Genomic DNA, 14,706 nt, shown 5'->3' on the forward strand with positions numbered 1-14,706 from the left:
GACCCTACTCCAGTGTCGGCGGTTCCTCGATCCGACCGAGTGCCCTGCGTCGGGACCCGGCTGGGGTCAGATACCCGACGCAGAGCAGGTCAAACCCGCGTCGGGAGTCGGCGGCGAGAGGCTCGTCACACACCGTCGGCCGGAATGTCGCGGGGTTCGATCCGACCGACGCCCCGGTGGTGCGGACACACACCAGATCGTCTAATGGTCTGGTGTCCTACCTTTGAACATGGCAGTTTGTATAGGCGTGGGAGAAAGTCCGCTGGCGACGCAGACGCCAATGGTCGGAGGTCGACGAGATCGCAACAGGTGTCGCGGCGCTGCCGCACACCAAGGAAGGTCAGGGCGGTACTGATGGGCACACGGGGCATGCTGACAAAAGCCGATCTCGAGCAACTGGTCGCCGCGGGCGACATCGACACCGTGATCGTCGCGTTCTGCGATATGCAGGGCAGGCTGACCGGTAAGCGGATCTCGGCGCGGCTGTTCGTCGAGGACGTCGCCGACCACGGCGCCGAGTGCTGCAACTACCTGCTGGCGGTCGACGTCGACATGAACACCGTCGACGGCTATGAGATCTCCAGTTGGGAAACCGGCTATGGCGACATGGTGATGACACCGGACTTCACCACGCTGCGGCTGCTGCCGTGGCAGCCCGGCACCGCGCTGGTGATGGCGGATCTGTCGTGGACCGACGGCAAGCCGGTGATCCAAGCGCCCCGCAGCATCCTGCGGTCTCAGCTCGACCGGCTCGCCGAGCGCGGCATGGGTGCGATCGCGGCAACCGAGCTCGAGTTCATGGTGTTCGACGACAGCTACCGCGACGCCTGGAAGGCGGGCTATCGCAGCCTGAAACCCGCCACCGACTACAACATCGACTACGCCATGCTGGCCTCGACCCGGATGGAGCCGCTGCTGCGCGACATCCGGGTCGGGATGGAAGGTGCGGGGCTGTACTGCGAGGGCGTCAAGGGGGAGTGCAACCTCGGCCAGCAGGAGATCGGCTTCCGCTATGACGACGCGCTGGTCGTCTGCGACAACCACACCATCTACAAGAACGGCGCCAAGGAGATCGCCGACCAGCACGGCAAGAGCCTGACGTTCATGGCGAAGTTCGATGAGCGCGAGGGCAACAGCTGCCACATCCACATCTCGTTCCGGGGTGATGACGGTTCAGCGGTGTTCGCCGATGAGGACGACGAGCTGGGCATGTCGGCGATGTTCCGCAGTTTCGTCGCCGGACAACTGGCCACGCTGCGGGAGATGACGCTGTTCTATGCGCCGAACATCAACTCCTACAAGCGCTATGTGGACGGCAGTTTCGCGCCGACCGCGGTCGCATGGGGGATCGACAACCGGACCTGTGCACTGCGGGTGGTCGGCCACGGCCACGGCATGCGGATGGAGTGCCGCTCCCCGGGAGGCGACGTCAACCAGTACCTCGCGGTGTCGGCTCTGATCGCCGGCGGTCTGCACGGTATCGATCAGGGACTCGAGCTGCCGGATGCCTTGCAGGGCAACGCCTACACCAGTGGTGCCGAGCGGCTCCCGACGACGATGGCCGAAGCGGTGGAGTTGCTCGACAACTCACAGATCGCGCGCGAGGCGTTCGGCGACGATGTCGTGGACCACTACCTGAACTACGCGCGGGTGGAACTCAAGGCGTTCAACTCGGCGGTGACCGACTGGGAGAGGGTGCGCGGTTTTGAGCGGCTGTGACGACGCGGGTGTCCGTCCCGTGGTCGGTTTGACCACGTATCTGCAGCAGGCGCAGACCGGGGTGTGGGACGTGCGGGCCAGCTTCCTGCCGGCCATCTACTTCGAGGGCGTCGGGCTGGCAGGCGGCATCTCGGTGCTGCTGCCCCCGCAGCCCGCAGACGAGGCCATCGCCGACCGGGTGCTCGACAGGCTCGACGGCCTGATCATCACCGGCGGCCGCGACGTCGACCCGGCGGCCTACCGCAGCCGGCGCCACCCGGCGACCGACGAGCCGTCCGCGGACACCCGCACCAGAGACGCCTTCGAGTTCATGCTGCTGCGCGGGGCGCTGCGCAGAGGCATCCCGGTGCTGGGCATCTGCCGCGGCGCTCAGGTGCTCAACGTGGCGCTCGGCGGGACGCTGCACCAGCACCTGCCCGACGTCGTCGGGCACACCCGCCACCAGCAGGGCAACGCGGTGTTCTCCACGTCGTCGATCAGCACCGTGTCCGGCACCAAGGTCGCCGGCCTGATCGGGCCGACCACCGACGCCCAGTGTTACCACCACCAGGCCATCGACCGCCTCGGCGACGGTCTGATCGTCAGCGCGTCGGACGCCGACGGGGTGATCGAAGCGGTGGAGATCGATCCCGCGAAGTACCCCCACAGCTGGGCGATCGCGGTGCAGTGGCATCCCGAGGAACGGCTGGACGACCTTCGACTGTTTGCGGGGCTGGTCGGCGCCGCGACGGCCTACGCGACCGAGAGAGTGAGCCTGTGACCGTCAGTGAAGTGATCAATCCGGCGACCGAGCAGGTGCTGCGCACCGTCGAGCAGACCGACGAGGCCGGCGTCGACGACGCGGTGGCGCGCGCCAAGGTCGCCCAACGGCGCTGGGCGCGGCAGGCTCCCGCGGACCGCGCGGCCGCGCTGCGCTCGTTCGCGGCCGTGGTGGATGCGCACACAGAAGAACTGGCGGAACTGGAAGTGGCGAACTCCGGTCATCCGATCGGGAATGCGCGGTGGGAGGCCGGCCACGTGCGCGATGTCCTCCAGTACTACTCGGCCACGCCGGAACGTCTGTCCGGCAAACAGATTCCGGTCGCCGGCGGGTGGAACGTCACCTTCAACGAGCCGCTCGGGGTGGTCGGGGTGATCACACCGTGGAACTTCCCGATGACGATCGCCTCCTGGGGCTTCGCCCCCGCGCTCGCCGCGGGCAACGCAGTGCTGGTCAAGCCCGCGGAGTGGACACCGCTGACAACGATCCGTCTCGGCGAACTCGCCGTCGAGGCGGGACTGCCCGCCGACCTGTTCTGCGTGTTACCCGGCCGGGGTTCGGTGGTCGGGGAGCGGTTCGTCAGCCATCCCGACGTCCGCAAGATCGTGTTCACCGGATCCACCGAGGTCGGCACCCGGGTGATGGCAGGTGCTGCGGCACAGGTCAAACGGGTCACCCTCGAGCTCGGAGGCAAGAGCGCCAACATCGTCTTCGACGACTGCGACCTGGCGCGCGCCGCTGCCGCCGCGCCGTACGGCGTGTTCGACAACGCCGGGCAGGACTGCTGTGCCCGCAGCCGAATTCTGGTGCAGCGCAATGTTTATGACCGATTCATGGAGCTCTTCGAGCCCGCGGTCAAGGGTGTCGTGGTGGGAGACCCCCGTGCCGGTGAGACCGAAATGGGCCCGTTGGTGTCCCGGAAGCACTGGGACTCGGTGGCGGAGTTCGTTCCCGACGATGCGCCCGTCGCCTTCCGGGGTTCGGCTCCGTCGGGTCCCGGATACTGGTTCCCCCCGACGGTGCTGACTCCGCAGCGCGGCGACCGCACCGTCACCGAGGAGATCTTCGGGCCGGTGGTCACAGTGCTGCCCTTCGAGGACGAAGCCGATGCCATCGCGCTCGCCAACGACACCGTGTACGGACTGTCCGGTTCGATCTGGACCGACAATGTGTCTCGGGCGCTGCGGGTGTCGCGCGCCGTGGAAGCCGGCAATCTGTCGGTGAACTCGCACTCGTCGGTGCGTTACAGCACGCCGTTCGGCGGCTTCAAGCAGTCCGGGCTGGGCCGCGAACTCGGACCGGACGCCCCCCTGTCGTTCACCGAGACGAAGAACGTGTTCATCGCTGTTCAACCCGACGAGGAAGGTGCCTGATGGATCTGACCGAGCGACTGAAGGACAAGGTCGCCGTGATCACCGGTGGCGCCAGCGGCATCGGTCTGGCGACCGCGAAGCGGATGCAGTCCGAGGGCGCGATCGTTGTCATCGGGGATGTCGACCCGGCCACCGGCCAGAGCGTCGCGAACGACCTCAACGTGACCTTCGTACAGGTCGATGTCTCGGACCAGGTTGCGGTGGACCACCTGTTCGACACTGCAGTCGAGGTCCACGGTGGTGTCGACATCGCCTTCAACAACGCGGGCATCAGTCCGCCGGAGGACGACCTGATCGAGAACACCAGCGTCGACGCATGGGACCGGGTGCAGGACATCAACCTGAAGTCGGTGTTCTTCTGCTGCAAGGCCGCACTGCGGCACATGGTGCCGCAGCAGAAGGGGTCGATCGTCAACACCGCGTCGTTCGTCGCCGTGATGGGTTCGGCGACGTCGCAGATCTCCTACACCGCCTCCAAGGGCGGCGTGCTGGCGATGTCGCGCGAACTGGGTGTGCAGTACGCACGTCAGGGCATCCGCGTCAACGCGCTGTGCCCGGGACCGGTCAACACGCCTCTGCTCAAGGAGTTGTTCGCGAAGGATCCCGAGCGGGCCGCCCGCAGGTTGGTGCACGTGCCTGTCGGCCGGTTCGCCGAACCGGAGGAACTCGCCGCCGCGGTGGCATTCCTGGCCAGCGATGACGCATCGTTCATCACGGGATCGTCGTTCCTCGTCGACGGCGGGATCAGCTCCGCTTACGTCACACCGCTCTAGCGGGCCACCACGCAGATGGCAGCCCCACCGGACCCCAGTGACAAGGCCAGATTTCCCGAGGGCGCTGACGTCAGCGACGCCCTGCTGCGTCCGGTTCGGCCACTCAACGCGTTCGAGGACACCGTCGAGCGGCTCCTGCAGACCATCCGACTGGGAATGCTGCATCCGGGCGAATCCCTGCCCCCCGAACGGGAACTCGCGGCGCGGCTCGGGGTCAGCCGGGACACGGTGCGCGAGGCGATCAAGTCGCTGGCCGACGCGGGCTATCTGGTGTCGCGCCGTGGCCGCTACGGCGGCACGTTCCTGGCCGACGCGCTGCCCACGCCCAGTGCCGACGAGGTCAGGTTCACCCGCGCGGACATCGACGACGCGCTGAGCCTGCGGGAGATCCTCGAGGTGGGTGCCGCGCGGATGGCGGCGGCGCGGACACTCACCGCTACCGAGCGTGAGGCGTTGTGGAGCCGGCTGGCCGATGTGCGCGACGCCGCCACCGAGGACTACCGGCGCCTGGACTCGCGGTTGCATCTGGCGATCGCCGAGGCCGCCGGAGTGCCGTCGCTGGTGCCGCTGGTCGCGCAGAACCGGATGCGCCTCAACGAACTGCTGGATCGGATCCCACTGCTCGCGCGCAACATCGCCCACTCCGACGAACAGCACGAGGCCATCGTGATGGCGATCCTGGCCGGCGACGCGGACAACGCGGCACAGACGATGACCGCGCACGTGTGGGGTTCGGCCTCGCTGCTGCACGGATTCCTGGACTGAACCGGGCATCGTCCATCGTGTCGAGTACGACCTCCAGAGTGCTCTGAGGACTACATTTGGCGGTGTGGACGATCGGTCGGTGGTCGAGTTGGCGTCGTCGGCGCTGTCCGACGTCGATACGGCGGGATGGGCGCAGCGATTCGACCTGGTGTCCGATCCGCACCGGCTGGAGATCCTGCTGAGCCTGCACCGCGCGCCCGGAATCTGTGTCAGTGACCTGGCGGCTGCGCTCGGCCGATCGGAGAACGCCGTGTCCCAGGCGCTGCGGGTGCTCCGCGCGCAAGGGTGGGTGACCAGCACGCGGACCGGCCGTTCGGTCAGCTACCGGTTGGACGACGAGATCGTGCACGACCTGCTGCACTGGATCGGCGCCCGGCACTCGGAGCCGGCGGGGCGCCACGGGCATCACTGACCGCCTTCCGTCATCTGATCAGCTGGACAGGTGAACAGATGGCGGAATACGCTCGGCGGATGAACGTCGACCACGTCGCGATGCACATGAGCGACGGCATCGTCAACGCACCGATCTCGCTCCTGTTCGGCGGTATCGCAGTGGTGGCAATGGCTGTGTGCGTGGCGAAGGCACGGACCGAGCTCGACGAACGCACCGTGCCACTCGCCGGACTCGTGGCCGCCTTCGTCTTCGCCGTGCAGATGGTGAACTTCCCGATCCTTCCCGGTGTCAGCGGCCACCTGCTCGGCGGCGCGCTCGCCGCGATCCTCGTCGGCCCGTACACCGGGGCGCTCTGTGTGTCGATCGTCCTCATCGTCCAGGCACTTCTGTTCGCCGACGGTGGGGTGACGGCGTTGGGCACCAACATCACCAACATGTCCGTGATCGGTGTCGTCGCCGGCTACGGGACCGCGGCGGTCTTGTACCGCCTCGCGCGGCGCCGCCGGGCCGATGTCCCCGTACCCGTTGTCGGGACGATCGCTTTCATCTCCGCGGTGATCGGCACTGTTTGTGCCGCAATGGGTTTCGTACTGGAGTATGCGCTCGGGGGAGCGGCGACGACGTCGCTGGGCACGGTCGCGGCCTACATGTTCGGCACCCACGTCCTGATCGGGATCGGCGAAGGAATCATCACCGCACTGACCGTGATGGCGGTGGTGCGGGCCCGGCCCGATCTCGTGTATCTGCTGCGCACCAACACACGCGCCGAGGTCACGGTATGACGGCGCCGACGCCACGCCGATGGTGGTTCTGGATCGGATTCGCCATGGTCACCCTGCTGATCGCCGGGGGTGTGTCGTATTTCGCGAGCTCGAGTCCGGACGGTCTGGACTCGGCGACGCTGCAGGGCTGCGAGGTGATCGAGACCCCGGCCGGCGAAGAACTCCGGGGTGAATGCATTGCACAGCACGCCGACGAACATTCCCTCGCGGCCTCGCCGCTAGCCGACTACGCGATCGGCGGCCAGGACGGGACCGGCGGGCTCGCGGGCATCGTCGGCGTCGTCGTCACGGTCGTGGTCGCCGGCGGTGCCTTCTGGCTGATCGCCCGGTCCCGCACGAAACCCACGTCGCCGACGAGAGATTGACGGTGGGCGCAGGTCACTCGCATCCGCTGTACCGCGACGGTGACTCGCCGCTGCATCGGGCACCCGCGGAGGCCAAGATCGTGTGCCTGGTTCTGTTCGTCCTCGCCGTGGTGGCCACGCCGCGGGAGTTGTTCTGGCCCTTCGGTCTCTACGCGCTGATCATCCTCGTGCTGTGGCAGGTGGCGCGTATCCCGCTGCGCTGGATCCTGCCCCGCATGCTCATCGAGGCGCCGTTCATCGTGCTCGCGGTACTCCTGCCGTTCGCCGAGGGCGGTGAGCGGGTCACTGTCGCGGGCATGGAGTTGTCGGTGGCAGGCCTGTACGCGGCGTGGGGCATCGTCATCAAGGGCACCCTCGGTGTGGCCGCGTCTTTGACCCTGGCCTCCACCACCACCGCACGCGAACTCCCTGTCGCGCTGAGCAGGCTCCGGGTTCCCGCGATGATCGTCTCGGTCCTGACGCTGATGATCCGTTATGTCGACGTGCTGACCGCCGAAGCCCGCCGGATGCGGATGGCGCGGGTTTCGCGCGGTGATTCGCCCCGGATGCTGCATCAGGTCGGTGCGACGGCGAAGAGTGTCGGCGCGCTGTTCCTTCGGTCCTATGAACGCGGTGAGCGGGTGTATATGGCGATGCTGTCGCGGGGCTTCGACGGCCGGGTTCCCGCGCTGGCGGTGGGGTCCGGATGTGTCGCCGCCGCGACGCCGCGACAGTGGACGGTCGTGTTGCTGCCTGCGGCGGCCGCGGTGATGGTCGCAGCCGCCGCGTGGGTGCTGAGGTGAACCGGCCGGCGATCCGTGTCCGGAACCTGAGCTACTCCTACCCGGGTGGGCTTCCGGCGCTCGGCGGTATCGATCTCGAGGTCGCCGCAGGGGAGCGTGTCGCGTTGCTCGGCCCCAATGGAGCCGGAAAGACGACCCTCATGCTCCACCTCAACGGTGTGCTGACCGCGTCGCAGGGCACTGTCGAGATCACCGGGACGGCGTTGTCGCGCAAGACCCTTCGTGATATCCGGCGCAAGGTCGGAGTCGTCTTCCAGGATCCCGACGACCAGCTGTTCATGCCGACCCTCGCCCAGGACGTCGCCTTCGGACCCGCCAACTTCGGGGTCCGCGGCGCCGAGCTCGAAGCGCGTGTCGCGCGTGCCCTCGAGGTCGTGTCGATGACCGACCTGGCCGCGCGCAGTCCCGCCCACATGTCGGGTGGTCAGCGCCGGCGCGCGGCACTGGCCACCGTTCTGGCGTGTGAACCCGAAGTGCTCGTTCTCGACGAGCCGTCGGCCAACCTCGACCCCGTCGCCCGCAGGGAACTGGCCGAGACCCTGGCGGGGCTCGACGCGACGATGCTGATCGTCACCCACGACCTGCCGTACGCAGCTCAGCTGTGTGACCGCGCGATCGTCATGGATGGCGGCCTCATCGTCGCCGACGGTCCGATCGGCGACGTGCTGTCGAACACCGAACTTCTCGCCGCGCACCGCCTCGAGTTGCCGTGGGGCTTTGTCGTCGGCTCACGCTGACGTCGGCGCGGCCGTGACGGCGGTGCGCATCGTGGCCAGGCGGACGGTGAAAGCGGTTCTGCCCGAATCGGATCGGGCCGAGATCGTGCCGCCGTGGGATTCGACGATCGATGCGGCGATCGACAGACCGAGTCCGAAACTGCCGGTCTGCCGGGAGCGTGACTTGTCGGCGCGCACGAAACGCTCGAACAGGTGTGGCAGCAGATCCGCCGTGATACCCGGTCCGTCGTCGGCCACGGTCATCTCGACGTAATCGCCACCGCCGTCGTCGGTTCCGGTCGAGATGCCGGCCGTCACCGTCGTCCCCGCAGGGGTGTGCAGGCGTGCGTTGGACAGCAGGTTGGCTACGGTCTGGTGCAGCTGCGCCCGGTCCCCGCGCACCCAGACCGGGCCGTCGGGGACCGCGGTCAGCCAGCGGTGTGACGGAGCGGAGACCGCTGCGTCGTTGACGGCGTCGACCACGAGGTCGGTGAGATCGATCTCGGTGGCCTGGAGGTCCTGTCCTTCGTCGAGTCGGGCGAGCAGGAGCAGATCGGCGACCAGTGAGCTCATCCGCTGTGCTTCGGCCTCGATCCGCGCCAGCGAATACTCGGTGGTCTCGGGCAACACCGAACTGTCCTGCCGGGTCAGCTCTGCATAACCGGAGATGGCGGCCAACGGCGTGCGCAGTTCGTGGCTGGCGTCGGTGATGAACTGCCGCATCCGCCGGTCCGAGGCGGCGACGTCGGCCAGGGCGCCTTCGACGTGGTCGAGTAACCGGTTGAGGGTATCGCCGACGAGCCCCACCTCGGTCCGGGGATCGTTGTCACCGGCGGGCACCCGCGGGGTGATCGCGTGGTTGTCGCGGTCCAGCGGAAGTGCGGCCACCTCGGCTGCGGTCGCGGCGACACGGCGCAGCGGCCGGAGGGCGAACCGGACGATGGCCACGGTGCTCAATGCCGTGATCACCAGGGCCAGCGCCGACATCCCGGACACGATCGCCGTCTCGCGGATCATCGCCTCCCACGCGGGCGTCCGCGACACGGCCGTCACGAGGATCTCGTCGCCGTCGCCGGGCCGGCCCACCATCCGGTACCAGCCCAGGTCGGGCAGTTCCACGGTGTGGGGCTGCGGGTCGGTCCAAGACCGCTCGGCGATCGCCGCAATCGCCGCCGGTGGGGCGGGGCGGGCATCGCCGTCGCCGAAGATCGCCGAGTCCACCACCTCACCGTTCTGGATCAGCGCGACGACATTTCCCGGCGCCTGCCCGATGAGCTGGGTCAGCGGCTTCATCGCGTCCGGCGCAGGCAGCATCCCGTCGGGACCGGGCGTGGCACGGTACTTGGCCACCGAGTTGGTGGTCCCGTCGGCGGCCCCCGACAGCTGCGAGTCGATGATGCCCAGCACCGACGCCCGCAGCGTCACCACCGACATCACACCGACGGTCACCAGGGCGATCATCACCACCGCGGAGACTCCGACAACAAGTTGCCGCAGCAGGGTCCAGCTCTGCCAGGTGCGCTTCATTGCGCCGGTCGCAACATGTATCCGACCCCGCGGACGGTGTGGATCATCGGTTCGCGGCCCGCGTCGACCTTCTTGCGCAGATAGGACACGTACAGATCGACGATGCTGGAGCGTCCACCGAAGTCGTAGTTCCACACCTGTCGCAGAATCTCGGTGCGTTCGAGCGCTTTTCGCTGATTACGCATCAGCAGTCGCAGAAGCTCGAATTCGGTGGACGTCAACGAGATCGGCTCGCCCGCGCGTGCCACCTCGTGGCTCGCAGCGTCGAGGGTGAGGTCGCCCACCACCAGCGACTCGTCTCCGGCGGGAGTCAGATAGGCCGACCTCCGGAGTAGCCCGCGCAGCCGGGCGACGAGCTCTTCCAGCGAGAACGGTTTGGTCATGTAGTCGTCGCCGCCTGTGGTCAGGCCGGTGACCCGATCCGCTACCGAATCGCGGGCGGTCAGGAACAGCGTCGGCGTGTACGTGCCCGACTCCCGGAGCCGCCTCAGTACGCCGAGCCCGTCCATGTCGGGCAGCATGATGTCGAGCACGAGCAGATCGGGAGGGTCGGCCTCGTACTTGGCGACGGCCTCCGCGGCATCGTGGGCGACGTCGATGTCCCAGCCCTCGTACTTCAGGGCCATCCGGACCAGGTTGGTCAGCGCCCGTTCGTCGTCGACGAGCAGCACCCGGATCGGCGACCCGTCGGCGCGGTACATGCGGGGCAGTTGGCCCAGAATCGCGCGACGGGGGCCTTGGTCCTCGACCGGTGCAGACGTCACCAGACCATTGTGACGTCCACTGCACGCTCGGTCGCCACGCTCATACGAATCTCATAGGACTGCGGCGCCTCGAGCGCATGTGAATCGTCTATGAGAGGCCCCAAATCGGCCGCTGAATCCGCGAGGATGGGCAGTCGGAGTCGGCCGCCGTGGTCCGGCACCCAGTTCATGCATGTGCGATCACGCAGTGGCGCAGTCGCTGCGGCGCCGTGCCACGTTCAAATCCAGGGAAGGCACACCACGACATGTCAACAGAGACCGTGCTCGAGACACGCCTGAACGCACAGTCGTCCATGGCGCTCGGCATCTTCCGGATCGCCGTCGCGCTGCTGTTCATCATGCACGGAACGGCGAAGCTGTTCGGATGGCCGCAGGGCTCACCCGCCGCGCTCGGCGCTTGGCCGATGTGGTGGGCGGGCGCGCTCGAAGTGGTGCTCGGCGGCCTCATCGCTGTCGGACTGTTCACCCGTCCCGCGGCATTCGTCGCGTCCGGCATGATGGCGGTCGCCTACTTCTGGCGGCACTTCCCCGACGGCTTCTGGCCGATCGTCAACGGTGGTGAGACCGCAGTGCTGTACTGCTTCGTCTTCCTGCTCATCGTTTTCACCGGCCCCGGCGCGCTCACCGTGTCGCGGCGCTGAGCGGTGGGTCCCGAACAGCGCTGTGCGAGCAACTTTTTCATATCGCCTGCAAATGTTTGGGTTTCCTATGCAGATCTGGCCGGAGCGCGATCTGTCGATACCGTGGAATCATCAGTCAGAGAATAGATTTGGAGGTTCCTGGGATGAATATCGTGATGGAAGATGAGGTAGCGCAACGCTTTGAGCGCGACGCGCTGCCGATGCTCGATCAGCTCTACCGTGTCGCATGGCGTTACGTCGGCAACCCCTTCGATGCCGAGGATCTGGTGCAGGAGACGATGTTGAAGGCCTACCGGTCGTTCGGAGGGTTCGAAGACGGGACGAACATCCGCGCCTGGATGCTGCGGATCATGACCAACACCTGGATCAACTCCTATCGCAAGAGGCAGTGCCGGCCCGCGGAGGCGCTCTCCGAGGACATCACCGATGCGCAACTGGCGGCGCACGCCGGTCATTCGTCGAGCGGACTGCAATCCGCCGAACTGGCGGCGCTGCAGGCTCTCGGCGACGACGAGGTCCGGAACGCACTCGATCAACTGCGCGAGGATCAGCGCCTGGTGGTGTACTACGCGGACGTGGAAGAGTTGCGGTACAGGGAGATTGCGCTCATCCTCGACATCCCGGTGGGAACCGTGATGTCCCGCTTGCACCGTGGGCGGCGCGCCCTGCGGTTACTGCTGGTGGACGTGGCGTCCGACCGGGGCTATCTGCGTGACCGCGACCGCGCCGCGTGAGCGTGAGCGTTTCTTCGCCGAAACTGTATTCCGCGAGGGCTTTTCGTGAGTTTCGCCGCGTGGAATACAGTCTCGGCGGCGGGGGTCAGTGCCGCCGCGGCGGCGGCCAGGGCGGTTCGCCGCACAGCGCCAGCAGCGCGTTCTCGATCACCTCGGGCAGGGCGGGATGGATCCAGTACTGCCCACGCGCCATGTCCTGGGCAGGCAGATCGAACGCCATCGCCTGGATGATCGGCTGGATGAGCGACGACGCCTGGTGGCCCATGATGTGCGCACCCAACAGCAACCCGCTGTCGTCGTCGACGATCAGCTTGGCGAACCCGGTGGAGTCCTCCATCGCCCAGCCGTACCCGACGTCGCTGTAGTCCTGCACCTTGGCGCGGAGGCGGTGGCCGGCGGCCCGCGCTTCGTTCTCGGTCATTCCGACGCAGGCGATCTGCGGTTCGGTGAACACCGCCCACGGCACGTGGCGGTGATCGGACGGCATCAGGTTGGCACTGTCGTCCCAGTCCTGGAGAAGGTTGTGCTTGACCACCCGCGCTTCGTGGTTGGCGACGTGCTTGAGTTGGTACGGCGAGCAGACGTCGCCGAGCGCGAACACGTTGTGTGCGGTGGTGCGCTGGAATTCGTCGACGACGACCATTCCGTCGTCGACCCGGACGCCGGCGTGATGTGCGTCGAGGAGATCGCCGTTGGGAATCCGCCCGGTGGCGACCAGCAGCGTGTCGGCGTGCACCGTCGAACCGTCATCGAGGGTGAGGGTGACGCCGGAGTCGTCTGTGCTGCCGTGCACGATGTTGCGTCTGCTGCGGATCTCCCACTTCCTGGAAGCGATGTCGGTGAAGCGTTCGCAGATGGTGTCGTCGCAGTGGGACAGCATCGTCGAACCGCGCAGCACGATCGTCACCCGGGACCCCAGAGACGAGAAGACGTGCGCGAACTCGGCCGCCACGAACCCCCCGCCCACGATCACGATGTGCTCGGGCAGATCCGAGATCCGCATGATCGTGTCGCTGGTGTGATAGGCCACTCCGCAGTCGAGGATGGCGGGCGGAACGGTTGCCCTCGCTCCGGCGGCGATGACAACCTGATCGGCGCTGAACTCGTCGCCGTCGTCGGTGCGCAGGCGATGTCCGCCTCCCGCGGAGGGTTCGGCGAAGCGGGTGTGGCTGGCGAACACCTCGACGTTCGGCGAGGACCGTCGGTAGTGTTCCCCGCCGCTCGCGAGCGGATCGATGCGCCCGAACACCCTCGAGACGATGTCGGTCCAGCGCACCCCGTCGAGGTGCGCGTCGACACCGTAACGGCTTGATTCGCGCACTTGTTGGGCCACCCCGGCGGCGTAGACGAACATCTTCGTCGGCAGGCAACCGACGTTGAGGCAGGTACCGCCGAACACCCCCTGCTCGCAGATCGCCACCCGCTTGTCGGCGTAGCGCTCGTCGAGGATCGAGTTGCCCGATCCGGTGCCGATGATCGCGATGTCGAAGTCAGCCATGAGTCCCGCTTCCGTCGGTTGAGTACCAGTCCAGCCAGCGGTCCATCTCGGCGTAGGCGTCCGCCCGCGACTCGGGCACCGACAGGAACACATCGTGTTTGGCGTCGGTGATCGGCACGATCGTGGTCCGGTTGCCGATGCAGCCCGCCCAGCGTGCGATCTGCGCGACGTCGAGTACGGCGTCACCGCGGTGGATCTCCTCGATCCGGGAGGCGTCGCTGACTTCGCGAACACTGCGGTCCGAGCGCAGGATCAGGTTCGGCACACCGACGTCGAGTCCGCGGTGAAGCCTCGCCTGCCCGCGCCTGATCGCATGGATCCAGCCGAACGTGACCGGGAAGCCCCCGACGGGCTTCCAGGTCAGGTCGTAGTCGAACTCGCCGTGGTAGTCGCGGTGCAGGGTGCTGCCGTAGCCGCCTTCGGTGGGGCGGCGCACCACCGAGAGTTTGCGGAGCCGGCCGAGGGCGGACAGCGCCGCCGAGGTGGGTGGTGTCCGCAGAATCGGATGCCCCTGCAGATCCAGCCACGGGCTGTTCAGGATCAGCCCCGACACACCCTTGCGCGCCGTCTCGGCACGACGCCGCAGCCGGTCGAGCCACAGCGAGACCACGAGTCCGCCGGCCGAGTGACCGTAGACCAGCACCCGCGCGTCACACTCGGCTGCGATGACATCGATCGCCCGCTCCAGTTCGACGTCATAGCGGGCCAGGTCTGTAGTGAAGTGCGGAGTCTGGCCGTCGCGATGGGACCGTCCGCATTTGTGCAGGTCGAGCGCGTAGACCAGGAAGCCGCGCTCGGCGAGATGATCTGCGAGTTCGGTGTTGAAGAAGTAGTCGGTGAATCCGTGCACCAGCAGCACCGCGCGGTCCGCCTCCGGATCCGGCGAACCGCGTCGGACCAGGGTCGCCACGAGCTCACCCTCACCGTCCGGATCGGTGCCGAGGGCGAACGTCTGCTGCCAGTAGCCAGGCAGCACATCGGGCTCCCATCCGGACACGACAGCCACCCTAATGCCGAACGCCGGCGTTCAGGAGGACGTGGGTACGTTCAGGAGGACGTGGGTAGTGGTCGGCAGGTTGGGACCCACCGCGGCGGGATAACCTGAACGCTGGT

General features: G+C 67.3%; 16 protein-coding genes. 12 read left to right on the plus strand and 4 right to left on the minus strand.

Going from position 1 to position 14,706, the window contains the following annotated elements:
- Positions 1-354 precede the first annotated feature (354 nt).
- The 10 genes from ABDC78_RS11160 (at position 355) to ABDC78_RS11205 (ending at position 8,450) form a co-directional block, all read left to right on the plus strand.
- Positions 355-1,719, plus strand: a complete 1,365-nt coding sequence (locus ABDC78_RS11160; RefSeq protein ID WP_178362279.1) for a glutamine synthetase family protein — start codon at positions 355-357, stop codon at positions 1,717-1,719.
- Positions 1,706-2,479 (plus strand): gamma-glutamyl-gamma-aminobutyrate hydrolase family protein, encoded by a 774-nt coding sequence (locus ABDC78_RS11165; RefSeq protein ID WP_178362280.1) that lies wholly within the window; start codon positions 1,706-1,708, stop codon positions 2,477-2,479. The genes ABDC78_RS11160 and ABDC78_RS11165 overlap by 14 nt, the downstream gene beginning before the upstream one ends.
- Positions 2,476-3,852 carry an aldehyde dehydrogenase family protein gene (locus tag ABDC78_RS11170; protein WP_178362281.1) on the plus strand — a complete coding sequence of 459 codons (1,377 nt, stop codon included), beginning with the start codon at positions 2,476-2,478 and terminating at the stop codon, positions 3,850-3,852. Before ABDC78_RS11165 ends, ABDC78_RS11170 begins: the two co-directional genes overlap by 4 nt.
- Complete coding sequence (locus ABDC78_RS11175; RefSeq protein WP_178362395.1) at positions 3,849-4,625, plus strand: 3-oxoacyl-ACP reductase; 777 nt, start codon at positions 3,849-3,851, stop codon at positions 4,623-4,625. The genes ABDC78_RS11170 and ABDC78_RS11175 overlap by 4 nt, the downstream gene beginning before the upstream one ends.
- Before the next feature lie 15 nt (positions 4,626-4,640).
- A complete protein-coding gene (locus tag ABDC78_RS11180; protein ID WP_178362282.1) occupies positions 4,641-5,390 on the plus strand; it encodes a GntR family transcriptional regulator in 750 nt (249 codons plus the stop codon).
- Between the two features lie 64 nt (positions 5,391-5,454).
- Positions 5,455-5,802, plus strand: a complete 348-nt coding sequence (locus ABDC78_RS11185; RefSeq protein WP_178362283.1) for a metalloregulator ArsR/SmtB family transcription factor — start codon at positions 5,455-5,457, stop codon at positions 5,800-5,802.
- Between the two features lie 59 nt (positions 5,803-5,861).
- Complete coding sequence (locus tag ABDC78_RS11190) at positions 5,862-6,566, plus strand: energy-coupling factor ABC transporter permease (RefSeq protein WP_178362396.1); 705 nt, start codon at positions 5,862-5,864, stop codon at positions 6,564-6,566.
- Positions 6,563-6,931, plus strand: coding sequence for a PDGLE domain-containing protein (locus tag ABDC78_RS11195; RefSeq protein ID WP_178362284.1), 369 nt, complete (start codon positions 6,563-6,565; stop codon positions 6,929-6,931). Before ABDC78_RS11190 ends, ABDC78_RS11195 begins: the two co-directional genes overlap by 4 nt.
- 2 nt (positions 6,932-6,933) lie before the next feature.
- Positions 6,934-7,713 carry a cobalt ECF transporter T component CbiQ gene (cbiQ, locus tag ABDC78_RS11200; protein ID WP_178362285.1) on the plus strand — a complete coding sequence of 260 codons (780 nt, stop codon included), beginning with the start codon at positions 6,934-6,936 and terminating at the stop codon, positions 7,711-7,713.
- Positions 7,710-8,450: an ABC transporter ATP-binding protein gene (locus ABDC78_RS11205; RefSeq protein WP_178362286.1), complete on the plus strand. Its 741-nt coding sequence runs from the start codon at positions 7,710-7,712 to the stop codon at positions 8,448-8,450. Before cbiQ ends, ABDC78_RS11205 begins: the two co-directional genes overlap by 4 nt.
- Here the strand turns inward: ABDC78_RS11205 and ABDC78_RS11210 are convergent.
- A complete protein-coding gene (locus ABDC78_RS11210; protein ID WP_178362287.1) occupies positions 8,442-9,956 on the minus strand; it encodes a HAMP domain-containing sensor histidine kinase in 1,515 nt (504 codons plus the stop codon). The genes ABDC78_RS11205 and ABDC78_RS11210 overlap by 9 nt on opposite strands.
- Entirely contained in the window at positions 9,953-10,657 is a 705-nt protein-coding gene (locus tag ABDC78_RS11215) for a response regulator transcription factor (protein WP_218621575.1), read from the minus strand. The genes ABDC78_RS11210 and ABDC78_RS11215 overlap by 4 nt, the downstream gene beginning before the upstream one ends.
- Before the next feature lie 308 nt (positions 10,658-10,965).
- Here ABDC78_RS11215 and ABDC78_RS11220 point away from each other — a divergent pair, with 308 nt between their 5' ends.
- Both ABDC78_RS11220 and ABDC78_RS11225 read left to right on the plus strand, forming a co-directional pair.
- On the plus strand, positions 10,966-11,361 hold the full coding sequence (locus ABDC78_RS11220; RefSeq protein WP_178362289.1) for a DoxX family protein: 396 nt from the start codon (positions 10,966-10,968) through the stop codon (positions 11,359-11,361).
- Between the two features lie 143 nt (positions 11,362-11,504).
- Complete coding sequence (locus tag ABDC78_RS11225; protein WP_178362290.1) at positions 11,505-12,095, plus strand: sigma-70 family RNA polymerase sigma factor; 591 nt, start codon at positions 11,505-11,507, stop codon at positions 12,093-12,095.
- A gap of 85 nt (positions 12,096-12,180) precedes the next feature.
- Here ABDC78_RS11225 and mtr read toward each other — a convergent pair whose 3' ends face one another.
- Positions 12,181-13,593: a mycothione reductase gene (gene mtr / locus ABDC78_RS11230; protein WP_178362291.1), complete on the minus strand. Its 1,413-nt coding sequence runs from the start codon at positions 13,591-13,593 to the stop codon at positions 12,181-12,183.
- On the minus strand, positions 13,586-14,590 hold the full coding sequence (locus ABDC78_RS11235) for an alpha/beta hydrolase (protein WP_178362292.1): 1,005 nt from the start codon (positions 14,588-14,590) through the stop codon (positions 13,586-13,588). The genes mtr and ABDC78_RS11235 overlap by 8 nt, the downstream gene beginning before the upstream one ends.
- Positions 14,591-14,706: the final 116 nt, after the last annotated feature.

Source organism: Mycobacterium sp. DL, from assembly GCF_039729195.1.
GTDB lineage: Bacteria > Actinomycetota > Actinomycetes > Mycobacteriales > Mycobacteriaceae > Mycobacterium > Mycobacterium hippocampi_A.

Excerpts from the sequence above, each read along its gene's own strand:
- ABDC78_RS11160 (WP_178362279.1), top strand. The coding sequence starts at position 355 with ATGGGCACACGGGGCATGCTGACAAAAGCCGATCTCGAGCAACTGGTC.
- ABDC78_RS11180 (WP_178362282.1), top strand. The coding sequence starts at position 4,641 with ATGGCAGCCCCACCGGACCCCAGTGACAAGGCCAGATTTCCCGAGGGC.
- ABDC78_RS11190 (WP_178362396.1), top strand. The coding sequence starts at position 5,862 with ATGAACGTCGACCACGTCGCGATGCACATGAGCGACGGCATCGTCAAC.
- ABDC78_RS11195 (WP_178362284.1), top strand. The coding sequence starts at position 6,563 with ATGACGGCGCCGACGCCACGCCGATGGTGGTTCTGGATCGGATTCGCC.
- ABDC78_RS11210 (WP_178362287.1), bottom strand. The coding sequence starts at position 9,956 with ATGAAGCGCACCTGGCAGAGCTGGACCCTGCTGCGGCAACTTGTTGTC.
- ABDC78_RS11215 (WP_218621575.1), bottom strand. The coding sequence starts at position 10,657 with ATGTACCGCGCCGACGGGTCGCCGATCCGGGTGCTGCTCGTCGACGAC.
- ABDC78_RS11220 (WP_178362289.1), top strand. The coding sequence starts at position 10,966 with ATGTCAACAGAGACCGTGCTCGAGACACGCCTGAACGCACAGTCGTCC.
- ABDC78_RS11225 (WP_178362290.1), top strand. The coding sequence starts at position 11,505 with ATGAATATCGTGATGGAAGATGAGGTAGCGCAACGCTTTGAGCGCGAC.
- mtr (WP_178362291.1), bottom strand. The coding sequence starts at position 13,593 with ATGGCTGACTTCGACATCGCGATCATCGGCACCGGATCGGGCAACTCG.